Origin of the sequence: Bowmanella sp. JS7-9 (assembly GCF_004329715.1) — a bacterium.
GTDB classification, from domain to species: Bacteria; Pseudomonadota; Gammaproteobacteria; order Enterobacterales; family Alteromonadaceae; genus Pseudobowmanella; species Pseudobowmanella zhangzhouensis.
In genome coordinates, this window is the sequence record NZ_JXSY01000029.1 from 24,872 (window position 1) to 39,736 (window position 14,865).

At 50.6% G+C, this 14,865-nt stretch carries 12 protein-coding genes; 2 read left to right on the plus strand and 10 right to left on the minus strand.

From position 1 onward, the window contains the following. Window positions 1–11 precede the first annotated feature (11 nt). The 6 genes from TK45_RS15365 to TK45_RS15390 all read right to left on the minus strand — a co-directional run bounded on the left by TK45_RS15365 (window position 12) and on the right by TK45_RS15390 (window position 5,706). The gene (locus TK45_RS15365; protein ID WP_165490807.1) at window positions 12–824 is read right to left on the minus strand and encodes a PEP-CTERM sorting domain-containing protein; all 813 of its coding nucleotides are present in this window, start codon (window positions 822–824) and stop codon (window positions 12–14) included. 214 nt (window positions 825–1,038) lie between these two features. Then, window positions 1,039–2,349 (minus strand): DEAD/DEAH box helicase, encoded by a 1,311-nt coding sequence (locus tag TK45_RS15370; RefSeq protein WP_131259732.1) that lies wholly within the window; start codon window positions 2,347–2,349, stop codon window positions 1,039–1,041. 241 nt (window positions 2,350–2,590) lie between these two features. Then, window positions 2,591–3,793, minus strand: a complete 1,203-nt coding sequence (locus TK45_RS15375; protein ID WP_131259733.1) for an ATP-binding protein — start codon at window positions 3,791–3,793, stop codon at window positions 2,591–2,593. Next, window positions 3,783–4,484, minus strand: a complete 702-nt coding sequence (locus TK45_RS15380; RefSeq protein ID WP_131259734.1) for a response regulator transcription factor — start codon at window positions 4,482–4,484, stop codon at window positions 3,783–3,785. The genes TK45_RS15375 and TK45_RS15380 overlap by 11 nt, the downstream gene beginning before the upstream one ends. Further along, a complete protein-coding gene (locus tag TK45_RS15385) occupies window positions 4,481–4,858 on the minus strand; it encodes a DUF3019 domain-containing protein (RefSeq protein WP_131259735.1) in 378 nt (125 codons plus the stop codon). The genes TK45_RS15380 and TK45_RS15385 overlap by 4 nt, the downstream gene beginning before the upstream one ends. Next, window positions 4,858–5,706 (minus strand): MipA/OmpV family protein, encoded by an 849-nt coding sequence (locus TK45_RS15390; RefSeq protein WP_131259736.1) that lies wholly within the window; start codon window positions 5,704–5,706, stop codon window positions 4,858–4,860. Before TK45_RS15390 ends, TK45_RS15385 begins: the two co-directional genes overlap by 1 nt. A gap of 230 nt (window positions 5,707–5,936) precedes the next feature. Between TK45_RS15390 and TK45_RS15395 the strand changes: the two genes are divergently transcribed. Next, the gene (locus TK45_RS15395; protein WP_131259737.1) at window positions 5,937–6,542 is read left to right on the plus strand and encodes a hypothetical protein; all 606 of its coding nucleotides are present in this window, start codon (window positions 5,937–5,939) and stop codon (window positions 6,540–6,542) included. After that, window positions 6,539–9,175 carry a hypothetical protein gene (locus TK45_RS15400; RefSeq protein WP_131259738.1) on the plus strand — a complete coding sequence of 879 codons (2,637 nt, stop codon included), beginning with the start codon at window positions 6,539–6,541 and terminating at the stop codon, window positions 9,173–9,175. Before TK45_RS15395 ends, TK45_RS15400 begins: the two co-directional genes overlap by 4 nt. A gap of 57 nt (window positions 9,176–9,232) precedes the next feature. Here TK45_RS15400 and TK45_RS15405 read toward each other — a convergent pair whose 3' ends face one another. The 4 genes from TK45_RS15405 to TK45_RS15420 form a co-directional block, all read right to left on the minus strand. Continuing rightward, window positions 9,233–11,206, minus strand: coding sequence for a methyl-accepting chemotaxis protein (locus TK45_RS15405; RefSeq protein WP_131259739.1), 1,974 nt, complete (start codon window positions 11,204–11,206; stop codon window positions 9,233–9,235). Window positions 11,207–11,296: 90 nt separating this feature from the next. Then, window positions 11,297–12,775 carry a methyl-accepting chemotaxis protein gene (locus TK45_RS16440; protein ID WP_131259740.1) on the minus strand — a complete coding sequence of 493 codons (1,479 nt, stop codon included), beginning with the start codon at window positions 12,773–12,775 and terminating at the stop codon, window positions 11,297–11,299. Beyond that, on the minus strand, window positions 12,772–13,317 hold the full coding sequence (locus TK45_RS15415) for a PAS domain-containing protein (RefSeq protein ID WP_131259741.1): 546 nt from the start codon (window positions 13,315–13,317) through the stop codon (window positions 12,772–12,774). Before TK45_RS15415 ends, TK45_RS16440 begins: the two co-directional genes overlap by 4 nt. 106 nt (window positions 13,318–13,423) lie before the next feature. Beyond that, window positions 13,424–14,728 (minus strand): sigma-54-dependent Fis family transcriptional regulator, encoded by a 1,305-nt coding sequence (locus tag TK45_RS15420; protein ID WP_254426642.1) that lies wholly within the window; start codon window positions 14,726–14,728, stop codon window positions 13,424–13,426. Window positions 14,729–14,865: the final 137 nt, after the last annotated feature.

Here is a 14,865-nt window from a genome sequence, read left to right on the forward strand (position 1 = left end):
GCTGAACGCTATCAGGATTTGCGACGACGTGCAACTATGCCGGCCACACCCAGCACCATCAGTGACAAAGTGGCGGGAGTAGGAATCGCATTGGCGTCTCCCTGAGATTGGTTGATCTCTGATTGCGCAGCCACTCTCTGGCCCGCAGCGATCTGTTCATTTGCCACAGAGTTGTAGGCAAAACCATTGATTGAACCAACACCTCGTTCATTTACCGATAGGTCAAGCCAACCGTAATGCAGGCCGTCATCCTCTAGCAGGCTAAAACCCAGATACCCCTCAAAGATCCCGCTCGCACCGGTTGGATTAATTGCCCCACCGATAGAGGAAGAACGATACTCCGGTGACGTTTCCCAAGGATTCCAATCACCATAACAAGTTTGATACCAGCCTTTGTACCCACAGTTGTAGGAACTACGAAAACGATAGCTATAACTACTTCTGAAAAAGTCACTTTCACTGGCAATGCCCAAGCCGGAGGTAAATAAGGCCTCTGTACCAATTACCTCGCCTTCAGCAAATATACTTCTGCTTATGAGGTTATCGCCTTGACTATATACAGTAAGGCCGCTGCTATCATTAGATTGAGTGAAACTTGTACGCTCATAGCTGTTATCAGAGTAAGCCGCGGTTACCAGGTCAGCGTAGTAATTGGCGTACTTTAATGCTCTAAAGTCGTATGCGCCGTCCAAGTTGAAATCAATATAGATATCATTACTCGAATTGAATTCATAGGTGATATCTGAATAAAGGATACCGGCCATGGCGGGTAGACTTAACGTTGCGGATGCAACAAGTGACACGGGTAAAACGGACTTTTTCATAATCATTTCCTAACTGCGACTACATGATGGCGACACATCACAGCAATTAGCATTATACGTGCCAGCTTATTAAGCTGTTGATTTATATGTGTAAATAACAAACGGGAACAGGCTTTTGTAAAAAAAAGTGACAGGAACAACGCCACAACAAACATTATCCACAAATAACTATCAGAGCTCACCCGGCTTTGCACCGGGTGGTGAAATGCTTGATTTAATTAGCGGCTTTGGCTGCTGGCTTATTGGCCGGACGGCGACGGCGGCGCGCCGGACGTGGTTTATTGTTTGGTGCTTTATTGGCGTCTGCCGGTTTTGGCGCGCTATGCACTTCTTTCGGCTGCTTGGCTTTTTTCGGCTTTTTCGGTGCCAGCATACGGGTTGGCGGTACAGGGAAATTCGGCTCGAAACCGCTTAAGGTTTCGCGCTGGAACTGCTGCTGAATCAGGCGTTCAATATCCTGCAATTGCTGGTGTTCGTCAGCACTGACTAATGACCAGGCCTGCCCACTGGCACCGGCACGACCGGTACGGCCAATACGGTGCACATAGTCTGCGGCGGTATTGGGTAAATCCAGATTCACCACCACAGGTAACTGGTCGATATCGATACCACGCGCGGCAATATCGGTGGCAATCAAGGCCATGATTTCACCGGATTTAAAATCAGCCAGCGCTTTGGTGCGTGCGCCCTGACTCTTGTTACCGTGGATCGCAGCACTGGCAATTCCGGCCTTACTGAGTTTTTCGGCAATTCGGTTGGCACCATGTTTAGTGCGGCTGAATACCAGCACCTGTTGCCATTTTTGTTCACGAATAAGGGTGATCAACGCCGGGATCTTGCTGAGTTTATCCACCTCCAGCAAACGCTGTTCGATAACCTCAACCGTGCTGTTGGCGGGCGTTGTGGAAATATGTACCGGCGATTGGGTGATACTCTCAGCCAATGCCGTTACTGTGGGCGAAAATGTCGCGGAAAACAGCAGCGTCTGACGCTGTTGTGGCAGTAGTTTCAGAATGCGCTTAATGTCATGAATAAAGCCCATATCCAGCATACGGTCGGCTTCATCCAGCACCAGAATCTCTAACTGATGAAACTTCACGGCATTTTGCTGATACAAATCCAGCAAACGTCCCGGTGTAGCCACCAGCACATCCATACCGCCGCGCAGCGCCATCATCTGTGGGTTAATCCCCACACCACCGAACACCACCGTACTTTTCAGCGGTAAATGGCGGCTGTAATCACGCACATTTTCCTGCACCTGGGCCGCCAGTTCACGGGTAGGCGTCAGAATTAACGCCCGCACACAGTTTGCTGCTGGCTTGCGCCCGCCACTCAAACGCTGCAATAAAGGCAGTGAGAAACCCGCAGTTTTGCCGGTACCGGTTTGCGCCGCACCTAACACATCGTTGCCGGCCAGAATCGGCGGAATGGCTTGTTGTTGAATCGGTGATGGCGTGCTGTAGCCCTTTTCTTCCAGGGCGCGTAACAGGGGTGCGGCAAGACCAAGCTGGTTAAATAACATCTGAACCTCAGTAAAAACAGTATTTGCTGGCCGAACATCTGCTTCGGACAGCACAAACAACTTCTTTGTGTAAGAAGTGCATTAACAGGCGGAATAAGACTGTGAGGTGATAACGATAGATATGAACTAACAGCGAATACAACACCAACATCCGCCGTTTAAGGCGGCGCGCATGATAGCAAAATCCTGACTAAACAACAGCCCGGAATTTGTTTATTTTTCGCACAGTGAGTTTTCGTGGCTAGGGATGGTTAGGCCAGTGAATCTCAAAACAGGCCCCGCCCAGACGTTCGCTGTTGTGAATACGTAATTCGCCATGATGACGTTTGGCAATTTGATGGGTGATATACAGCCCGAGGCCAAAGCCCATATCCTCACTGTCTTTGGCATCGCGTTTGAATGCCTGCTTGAGGGCCTCACCTTTTCCTGCCAGTCCATCACCATCATCTTCCACCCTGATCAGGCAGGATTGCTCACTGGACTGCCAACTGATGTGCACTTCTTTATGGGCATAGCGCAGCGCGTTGGTAATAAGATTTTGCATGCCAACCGGCATAGTACGCGGATCGAAAAAGCACGGATTGTCATCGGTTTCAAACACCAGCGCGGCCTTGCCGGGATGATGCGCAAACTTGTCGCGTAATTCGGCTAACAAGGCCTGTGGTGACTGTTTTTGCAGGGTTAATTCCGGCTGCGCGCGTTGAGAACGGGCAAAGGTCAGATAGTCGGACACCAGTTGGCTTATCTCATCCATGTCCTTTTCCAGTCGCTGCACAACGTGCGGATCGATGGCATCCCCCATACGTTGCAGTAAAAAAGTCATGCGGGTCAGCGGTGTACGTATTTCATGGGCGACGGTATTGGCCAGATCCTGTTGCTGCTGAATCAGGTCAGTGATGCGCGCAGACATGCTATTCATGGACTGGGCCAGGGGTTGCATCACGGATTTTTGCGCAAGCTGAATATCCAGCGTTTGTGGTTGTGCGGCGAACGTCTGGGCTGCACGGCGCAATTTAAGCAGATCTTTGGCCAGAGGATAGAGTAATGCCAGGATCGCCAGCGCCAGTACCAGATAAAACGCCACGGCAAAATATACGCTGCGCTGGGCAAACTGGTGGTGACTGCTGGCCAGTGGCCCAATGGCTAACCATTTACCGTCACGAATGGCGTAATAGGTCAGGCGTTGCTGGCCGTCTTCAATGGCCACCACCTTGCCCTCGTCTAATTGCCTGGCCACCTCATGGGGGAACTGCACCGAACCGGGGCGAATTTCGCGCAAATTAAAGGCCTGCCCTTGCTCATCGTCAAAGCCCTGAGTGACATCAACCCAATATTGCTCCGCGTCATTGCTAATTGCATCGTATAAGGTGCTGGCTCCAAAAAGCAGCACCAGCACTGTCATAAAAAGCAGCGCGTACAATCGCAAAAATTGCTTATGCATCATGTTGCAGTACCAGCAAATAGCCCTTCCCGCGCAGCGTACGAATCACGATATCGTCGCACCCGCATGCGTCGAGCTTTTTACGCAAACGGCTAATCTTTAAATCCGCCGCCCGGTCACTGCCATCGTACGGCCGGCCAACCAGCTGCTGAAACATAAAATCACGACTCACCGGGCCGTTGCTGTAACGCACCAGGGTACGCAACACATCGTATTCCTGATTGGTCAGGCCGATTACCTGCTCATGGCGGGTTAGCACCTTTGCGCGATCATCAAAACGGTACGGGCCAAAGGTCAATTGTGCAGAAGGGCTGGCAATCGGCTGTTTAGCCAGATTGGTATTGATTCGTGCGAGTAAAATCGCTGGTTTAACCGGTTTAGTAATAAAATCCACCGCGCCCAGTTCCAGCCCACGAATATGCGTGTCGTCATCGCCAAGCGCAGTCAAAAATATCAGCGGGCAATGCTGACTCACCAGCAAACGTTCGGCCAGCTGAAAACCGTGCATGTCCGGCAACATCAAATCACAAATGAGTAAATCAAACTGATGTTGCAACGCCAGGCTTTGCGCCTGTTTGGCATTGGCGGCGATGCTGACACTGAACCCCTGATCATGCAGAAAATCACCAATTAGCCCGGCTAATTCGCGATCATCCTCAATCAGCATAAGGTGTTTGCTGTGCTGCTCAATCATTGAAAGCTCCAGGAAAACCGCCGCCGCTTACGTGAGCTAGCCGGTACGTAGGCCGCCACCATTAATTCGGAGCGCGCCAGCAACGCACGATCATCGCTGTTAATCACGCTGATGGTCAGGTTTTCTGAGGTGCGCAGCGCAATGGATAACTGGTGCAGGGTCATCGCCTGTAAACACCAGGGTGAGGGTTGAGCGGTAATCACGATACACACCGCTAACGGATCGTCACTTTCAAAGCGTACCGCCAATTCCAGTTCACAGACGCCTTGCTCATCAAGCACACAGGTTTGCGGGGTAATACTCAGCTCCTGCGCCGCGTCAACGACAGGCGCAAAGAGTAAAACCAGTAACAACCAGCCTATGTGCTTTTTCATCAGAAGTGGTAATTCATGCCAATAAACCCTGCGACGTAACTACGCTTTTCCAACAGTGGACTAATCGTCAATGCACCGGCCTTACGGGTATATTGCAATGAGACGACTGCTGACCAGTTGTCACTCACCCGATAAGCCACCGCTACTTTGGCGTAATAATCTTTCAACAGCTTATCCGTTACGTCGACGTCTGCGCGTCGTGCGGCTTCTTCCGCGCGCAGGCCATAGTAGTAATTATTCAGCGCCTGGGTTTTGCCAATCACGCCCAGTTCCCAATTAACCTGCCAGTCTTGCCAGCCATAACGTTTTTCCAGTGCCAGAGTAATTTCTTCGCCGTTATGCCCGGCACTGATGTCTTTACCCCAGACAAAACGTCCGTCCAGCCAGTCGGTCATCAACATAATCTGGCCACCCAGCATGTAAGAAAAGCGCCGCTCGATATCAGGAAAATCAATAGCACCACTACTCATGGGCAAGCCGGCATTGGGCACTAACTTACTGATTTCCAGATAGGAGACCGGATTGTTATCTGTGTTAAACAACACGCCATCCTGATTGACGTAGCCCACCAGATCGAAGATCAGGCGTTCGTCTTCAAACAAGGTATAGCCGAGGTCTGTGGTTTCCATGTAGAAACGCTCACCGTAGTAGTACCACTGCGGTAACAACACAGAATGCAGATCATCACGCTGATTGAGCGGATTCGAAATGGTGGCGTAGCCAATACCCATGTCCACGCCCCACTCTGAGGGCTGCACATGCTGATGTTTGTCGTTGGCCTGATTGCCAAAGGCTGTGCCGCTGAGCAAAACAATACTCAGTAACAGCAACCGAAATTGTTGCTTCATGGTTAAAAAACTACCTACTTAACTGCAATGGATCTTACACCCTAGCGGCGAAATTGCATCATCGCCACATTGTGCAAAGTATTGCTACAAAAGGCTACAGGGGCGTACAAAACGCTACACAGATCTCCGTGCCAGCTCTTTACCTGATGTGCTTAATTGTTCATTCGTTGACCTCGCAAGACGGTCCGAATCCATAACAAAAACACATATCAACAAGTAGGAGTCTGAACATGAGTGTACGTTCTATGTTCGCAAAGGCCACATTAGTGGTCGCCCTCTCGGCGGGTTTAACCCTCGCCCCCGAGGCGAGTGCCCAAAAGCACATCAAACAAAACCTGGCGCAACTGGTGAATCAGGCGCACAGCATCATCAGTGGCGAGGTCATCTCGGTTACTGATGGCTTCGATGAGCGTAAACGCCCATATACCGAAGTGACCATCCGAGTTGGCAGCGACGCCAAAGGCAAACTGGCCGAAGACTCACTGTACACCTTCCGTCAATTTGGTTTGCTAAAGCCACGTTCAATGGGAAATGGCAAAGTGTATCTGGGCGTATCCCCGGAAGGCTTCGCTAACTGGCATGTGGGCGAACAGGTGGTGGCCTTTATGAATCCAACATTGGGTGGATTAACCACTACGGTAGGGCTGGAACAGGGCAAATTTAATCTGCTAAACGGCAAGGTCAGCAATGAGGTCGGCAATTACGGTCTGTTTGATGGTATCGACAGCACGCAAATCGGCGCAGAGGATCAAAACCTGCTCACCACCCCGGGCGCAGTAGACGCACAACAATTCATGCACTTAATCGGCAAACTGGCACAAGGAGCAGCGCAATGAAACTGAACAAATTAACCGCTGCAATGATTTTAGCCAGCACCGCAGGCTCGGCGATCGCCGGGGGCCCACTGTATATCCACGAGCCAACAATGCAGCCCTACAAATGGGACACCAGCAAAGGTTCGATTCCGGTCTACACCGATGGCGGTGAACTGGTCGCAGATAAAGACGGTAATCTGGTACCAAGCTTTACCGTACTGGAAGCCGGCACCAAGTTTAATCACGACCTGACACTCCCGGATGGCACCTTTATACCTGCCTATACCGTGCTGGATCGTGACTACACTTTCCTGACCATTGAACAGGCAAACGCCATTACGGCCCGCGCCGTTGGCGAGTGGACTGCGGTAGAGACCTCCACTTTTGATATGTCAGTACAAGGCACCATCGAACAGCAAACCGGTATCGCGGATGTCACCCCAGACAACGTTGACCAAATTTATGGTGCCGAAAATGGCTATGGTTTCTGGGTTAACTACGACACCGACGGCAGCATACTGGAGCAATATTTCGGCGTTCCACGAACTCAGGTACTGGGTATCGCGTTCCCTGAATGGGCCAACGAGGAAACCGGTGAAATCATTGAAGCCACCGCGCTGATGAATGGTTGGTTTGTGGATAGTAAAGACACCCAGGGCGACAATGTGGCCGGGGTATTCACCCATGAATTTGGCCACGCGATTAATATGTCTCACTCGCAGGCGAATGGTAATTTGGCCTATATGTCCAAGTCTTACTCACCACAGTATGACGGCGTCCCGGGCTGTGCCGGCACTAACACCTACACCGCGGCAACGCTGGATGTAGTCAACAATATCGAGACCATGTTCCCGTTTATTGATGTGCGCTCCATTGCCGGCAAGTCGCAATCCACCGTGAATGTACGTGACGATATCGTCAATATCTCGGATCTGTATCCAACTGCAGCTTACAAAGCCCAGTTTGGCTCTATCTCCGGTACCCTGTATACCAAAGAGGGTGTGGAATACAGCGGCATCAATATGGTGGCGCGAAATCTGGATAACCCGCTGGAAGACGTTATCACCCAGCAATCGGGCAATATGACTCAGGGTAAAGTTGGCCCGGATGGTAAGTTCACTATCAATGGCCTGACACCCGGTGGTCGTTATGTGCTGTATATCGACACCATCAAGGCTGGTGGCTACCCGACTGCGCAAACCCAAATCGTGTCTGAGCCAGAGTACTGGGATGCCAATGAAAGCGCCAATCCGGCGGTGGACAACAGCTGTAACGTAACCCCCATCGTGGTTGCAGGTGGTGAAACCAAACAGGCGGACATGTACTTCAACGGTTATACCGATGGTATTCAGTACACCCCGCTGGTGCAGGCATTTGTGATGGATCACGCCAAAAATGGTCAGCGCGCACTGGGTACCACAGGTGGTGGCATCATCTTTATGTATGACTCAACCGGTAAACAGACCTTCACTGTGCCAACTGATGCCAACGGTGTGCCTATGCTGCATTCCGCGGGTGTGGCGATGAACAAGAACGCCACCAAAGCCGCCGGTGTCACTGACTTTGACGGTGATGGTGTGCAGTCTCCCGCGCTGTGGGATATTCGCGCCAATAAGATTACCGAACTGGAAGACCCCAGCAACGGCACCTGTACATTAGGCAGCACCGCTGGCGTGTCCTCTGCCTCTATCTGGGATATCAGTGACAAAGGCGATGTGATTGCCGGAACATTCCGTGAGCCTTACTCCGGCGAGGCAGAATGTGCCGCCGGTGCAGGTGGTGCGTCAGTTGCCGTACCGGCCGTGTGGAAAAACGGTAAAGTGCAGGCGTTGCGCGACAACATCGAATTTGTGCCACGCAGCTACGGCAATGCGCTAGAAGTAGCGATCAATGATGATGATGGCAATTTAGTGCGTAAAACCGCCTGGATCCGTGCGGATCGCATCTCGGGCAACGGCGAAACCGTCACCGGTATGACCAATGGCTTCGGTCAGGTCGCCTGGTTAAACGGTAAGCTACGCGACATTTACAGCGAATTCGGTGCTACTGATCAGTCTGTTATCTCTGCGGATGGTTCTATGGTCGCGTTTGGCGCACTGGATCTGACCGATCGTTTCCGCCCGTCCAAAGGTGTACAGATTTGGCATACCAAAACAGATGAACTGACTGACTTGGGCAGCATGCGCTGGTGTGAGGATATTCCGTATATCTCACGCTGGACCAACTACTGTGACTATGGCTATGACCATGACTCACTGGTTGCTGCTGGCGCCGGTCTGCCACGCATGACCCTGCTGGACGCGACAGATGACTTGTCCATTATCACTGCCCGTGCAGGTAGCTTACTGTCAGGTGGCTTTAAAGGCGCCATTTACATCGATGGTCTGGGCTGGATGACACTGGAAGAATTCTTCGACAAGCAAGGCGTGGTAGAAGCCTCCATGTTCCCCATGGATAACCCTTTCGGTATCAGTGCAGACGGTTCAAAACTGTTCGGTGGCTATGCCGGTGCCGAAGTGACCTTCGACGTAGATATGACCAAAGCCTACGTATGTAAGGATGGACAAGACATGCAGCTTAGCTTCCCTAAACAGGTAGTCGCTGCGGTACAAAAAGGTGCAGAGTTTGGTCGCTGTGCCCATTTGGGTGACTAACCCATAGCGACAACAAGCCCGGCAATTGCCGGGCTTTTTTATATCTGCCACGCTTCGCTATTCTTTGTACATGCCAATAGTGTCGATCATCTCTGCCGTCTGTTTATCGATTTGGTCCGCAGAGTTCAACACTTTACCATTGCGCTCCACGTTGCCAGAGGCCCCACGGGAAATGGCCAGCAAATTATCACTGATACTTTCCACCGCTTGCTGTTGTGACTTAGAACTACTGGCAATGTGATGGGCCGAGTCAGTTAATTCCCCAAGCAGGGAATCAAATAGCGCCAACGAGGTATTAATTTCGCTGGCATGGGATGATGCCTTAGACGCCAGTTCATTACTGTGGTTAATCATTTGCGCTGAATCTGATGCACTGTGTAACAGCTCATCGACTAAATTGGCGATATCCGAGGTAGCTTGTTGGGTGCGGCTGGCCAGATTACGCACTTCATCGGCAACAACAGCAAAACCACGGCCTTGTTCTCCGGCGCGGGCCGCCTCAATCGCTGCATTCAACGCAAGCAAATTGGTTTGCTCAGCGATGCCCCGGATCAGCGAGACCATTGATGAAATGCTTTCCACCTTTTCATTCAGGGTAGACAGCTTAGTCACCGCACCGTGCATTTCAGTGCTGGTTTTCCCAATCAGATCTACCGCTTCGGCCACCCGTTGTCTGCTGCGCCGGGATTCTTCAGCGGCCTGCTGGGTACGGGCCACATTGTCATCCACCGAGCGGACGACATCAAAAAGATTTTCCCTGACCTGTTCAATGGCCGCCGCTATCTGCCCTAATTGATCATTCAACTCGCCCAGTGCCTGCTGGATACCGGCAATACCCTGCTTGGTTTGATTTGAGGATTCTTTGATCAATACCGCTAATTCTTTGAACTTCATCAGGTCAGAATAAAAACGACCGGTGAGGCGATTAATGTATTTAGCCGCCCGGCCCAGGCCATCACTGCTGACCACGTCAATGGTATGTTTTAAGTCACGTTGGTTAACCGCTTCCTCAATACCGTGTTCAATAAACTGACTCTGGGACTTGGTCAGGCGAATCACGATATACAGCAATACGGTGGTGACCAACGTGATGAGCAATATCAGTCCTTCTTTAAATAATTCCATGACATTACTGGTGTAATTTTGCTCTGCCATACTCTTTACGTCGTCGAGCAGGGCATTCTCAATGTCTTTCATTTTGTTAATACGCCGGCTGGCAGCATCAAACCATGCAGTCGAGCTAACACCGAATGCACTGTCACTGTTGTCAATCACCCTGCGCATGGCGATTACATCGGCCGACTCCAAATCATTGAGCTGCCCCTGATATTTGGCAAACAGTGTTTTAGGCATAATCTCTCTTGCTTCGCGCAGAAAAACGTCCTGGCGGGTCTGTAGCGCGGTGAGTCTGTTACGCTGCGCAAGCGATATGCGATCCTCGGCGAAGACTGCGGCCAATACCGCCCGTTCAACCCCGGAGTATTCCTTTACATTGGATAAATTAAACAAGGCCGTCAGCGTCTTACTGGTCATAGAGGCTTGGGTATTGCGCGCCGACACTAAAATAGAATCCAGTGCCGTTTCATTGACATGGATGAAATAGCCGAGTGCATCACCCAGTGGAATTGTCAGCGCATCAATGCGGCTGCGGATGGCAGACAATTGGCGAAGTTCGGTAACGACCTCGTTTACCAAGGCACGCTGTTGCTCTCCTAACTGAAATGCCGGCAGCGATGACGTAAAACGTGCGACCTGTTTATCCACAAGAGCGCGCTGACTTTGCAGTTCATTTCGCTGCTGCTGACCTTTGGAGCCAATAAACCCTGCGGTGCGGCCACGCTCCTTTTGCAGCTCATGGACCACATCAAACAGCACACTGGCCAGCTCAACGTTTTGCTGGTCCTGCACACTCTCGCCCATATCTCGGGTGGCCACCACGCCATTGGTAATCACCACAATGCCAAGCAAAATGCAGGGGATAAAAATAATGCGCGCCAGGTAACGCGAACAGAGTTGAATTAACACAGACATGCCAACCTCCAGAACAGTGCCATTTGCACCAGCAAACCCGTTACATTCCGTTGTTCAGCTTCCAAAGCCGCAGAAGTCTGTGTTCCTGAATTAATTGTACTTTTGCTCTACCAGTTTGGTGATATTGTTAATCACACCTTTGCTGGCAAGCTCAGCGTTATTCACTTTATCGACCAATTCATCAAAAATCTGGTCATCTTGCAACCAGTCTTGCTGAACCAAATTAATCGCCAGATGCACATTGGTATGCACATTGGCATGATGCCCCTCCAGTTCCCGATAGGCCTGATAATTGGCAAAGTTCTTTTTACCCTCGCCTTCGTAATACCATTTACCCAACCGGCAATTAAAGTGATCCACCTTCACTGCATCAGCCTCGGCGCCATCGCCATTTTTCTCCAGCGCGATGTAACCATTTTGCATATAAATCACATGGTCCAGCTTAACCAACGAGGCAAACGCTCTGTCTTTAGCCTGTAACATCAGATCGATGGTGCTTTGTGCCGCCCGCGCCACGCCGTCAAAGTTAGTATGGAAGCTGGTGATCTCGCCACCAATTTTTTTGGTTTGCTCACCCACTGCCAGTGTTTGCGTGACCATGGTATCGATGCGCTCGCGCAAGTGATTAATGATGGAACTGATTTCGGTGGTGGATCGGCGGGTACGATCGGCCAGCCCTCGCACCTCATCCGCCACCACCGCAAAGCCGCGCCCAACTTCACCGGCCCGTGCCGCTTCTATCGCCGCGTTCAGTGCCAGTAAGTTAGTTTGCTCAGCAATATCAGTAATTAATTTGACTGTTTCAGCAATACGCACACTCTCGTCACCCAGTTCACTGGCCACCCCTTCCATGGTCTCCATGCGCGTAATAATGTCATCCACCGAAACACGTAAGTCCGCCACCGTGCTGCGACTACTTTGCGCGCCATCCCGGCTGGTATTGGCAATGCTTAGTACATCATCCATGCGCACCGACAGGCTGCTCAGTTCCTGCTGACTGTTTTTCAGGTTAACCAATAAGTTGGCGGTGTTGATATGGTGTAATTCACCCATCAGACGATTTTGTCTGGCAAAGGTATCGGCTTTTTCCATGCCACTGATGGCGTGGTTAACTTTATCCATGATGCTGGCAAATTCACCGGGTAAACCGACCGTCAGACCTTTACGATAAAACTGACGTCGGCCGGAGCTTTGAAAACTATTGGACAATTCCTTGAAGTTGGTTTCGACAATATCCAGAAAATCATTCAGTGCCCAGGCGACTTTTCCTACCTCGCCTAGGCCTCTGGTTTGGGTAATGCGCACATGGGTGCGACCTTTGGTGGCTTCTATCAGTGTATTCTGGATTTCCCGCAAGGTATTCAGGGGGCGCAAGTTGTCCAGATAGGCATAAAAGGCAAAAGCAATCGCCAACACAGTGGAGGTGACTTCCAACACACTGAACCCATTTTGATATAAGTGGGTAATGGTCAGAATCATAGTCAGGGCAACAAACACCAGACAGGTGATGGCAAATTTCTGATTGAGAAACGGAATTTTACGGCTGATTTGGCTGGTGCGATGTTTCATCGGGCACCTCCCTGAGAATGTTCCTGATAAAGTTCGATAACAAATTGCTCATAGGACTGATTACGCGTTTCCAACACGTTTTGCACCATCCAGTTCCAGGATGCCTCAGGCGCCTGTGCTGGCGGAAAGCCTTTTTCCTTATCGCGCATCTGGCGATAAATATCCTCGATAACCTGTAGCGCGCCTTTCGGTGCTGTGCGTCGCACGGAAAAAAAGCCGACTTTTTCACCATTGACCACGTCCGGCGTAATATTGGCGAACACCCAGTAATAGTGCCCGTCTGAAGTGATATTTTTCACAAAACCAAAGAATTCCTGCCCCGACTTCAGCGCTTTCCACAGGCCATAAAACACGCCGCGCGGCATGTCCGGATGACGAATGATCGAATGGTCTTTGCCGAGCAGGTCGGCCTCTGAAAAATTAGACACGCGCATAAATACGCGATTGGCGTAGGTCAGTTTGCCGCGCAGATCCGTTTTGCTGACGATCAGCTCCTGCCGATCAAACGTGATCTCACGACTGTTTGGCGCAACCTTAATCACAGTAGTGCATCCCTCTGGTTATTGGCGTAAAAGCACTTAAAAACTATATGGTAGTTTTTCTGCTTCGCCACTTATCCGCTGCAAAACTATGAAAAAAATCAGCTTGTTAGCTTTTATTTAAGCGCAGGCCAAAGCGCTCCAGTTTGCGATATAAGGTGCGCTGGCTAAGATCCAGCTGATCTGCCAGTTCCTGAATAGAACCATCGAAACGGCTACATAAGTCTTGCAGATACTGCCGCTCCACCTGCTCGAGGGTGAGCACGTTATCGCGGGCATCGTTTGCCTGCTGCGGCTGGTTGGTAACCACCGGCGGCAGATTACTGACATGAATCACCTCATCATCCGACATCAGCACCGCTTGTTCGACAATGCTTTTGAGCTCACGAATATTGCCCGGAAAGCCGTAATCTAACAGGGTTGCCAGCGCGTCCTGGCTGAAGGTTTTCTGCTGGTGATGAGTCACTTCCAGAAATTGTGCCACCAACAACGGAATATCATCCCGCCGTTCACGCAGGGGCGGGAGATGAATGGGAAAACCGGCAATCCGGTAGTAAAGATCCTGACGGAATTCCCCGTCTTCCACCATCTTCAACAGATTTTTATGGGTGGCACACACCAACCGGAAATCCGAGCGTTTTTGGGTCAGCCCGCCAACCGCACGAAAATAACCGGTTTCCAGCAAACGCAGCAATTTGACCTGCATATTCAATGGCACATCGCCGATTTCATCGAAAAACACCGTGCCACCATTGGCAATCTCGATCAGGCCTTTTTTACTGCCAGCCGCACCGGTAAAGGCCCCCTTTTCATGACCAAATAATTCACTTTCAAACAGGCTTTCACTTAATCCGGTGCATTCAATCACCACAAAAGGTTTATCCGCCCGTTCACTGGCCTGATGCACCGCATGAGCCACCAGTTCCTTACCTGTACCCGTTTCGCCCTGCAATAACACACTGATGGTCGAGCGCGCAGCGCGATTAATGCGATTGAGCATGGCTTTAAACGGCTCACTCACGCCCATCATTCTGTTCACCCCGGTCTGTGACGAGGCATATTTAATCTTATCCAGTATTTCCAGATAGCCGAGAATACTACCGTCGATATCAAACACCGGCTTCATCAGGATATCGCAATAACTCTCACCGTTATCTGTGTGGTGGATATGCACCACACTGGTGGCGCGGCCGGTTTCGCGGGCAAGCTGCATGGGACATAGCTCACCGCATTGATCGCAGGGCTTACTGTTTTGGTGGGAAATTTCAAAGCATTTACTGCGGCCAAGCGCTACTTTTTTCTCGTAAGTATCAGAATACGCCTGATTGACTGCCTGTATCACGTATTCAGGCGTAATAAATATTGCCGGACGATCAATCGCATTAATCATGGACTGAATTACTGATGTGTTCATAGCCAGCCAAATTTGACAGTTATTTTTGCCATTATTGACAAAAACAACACACGCCGACCAGCAATTTCGTGTTTAAAACTCAGCCTGACTCACCAAGCCAGAGTAAAAACAATTAAATTCAACAAGTTAGGTTAATT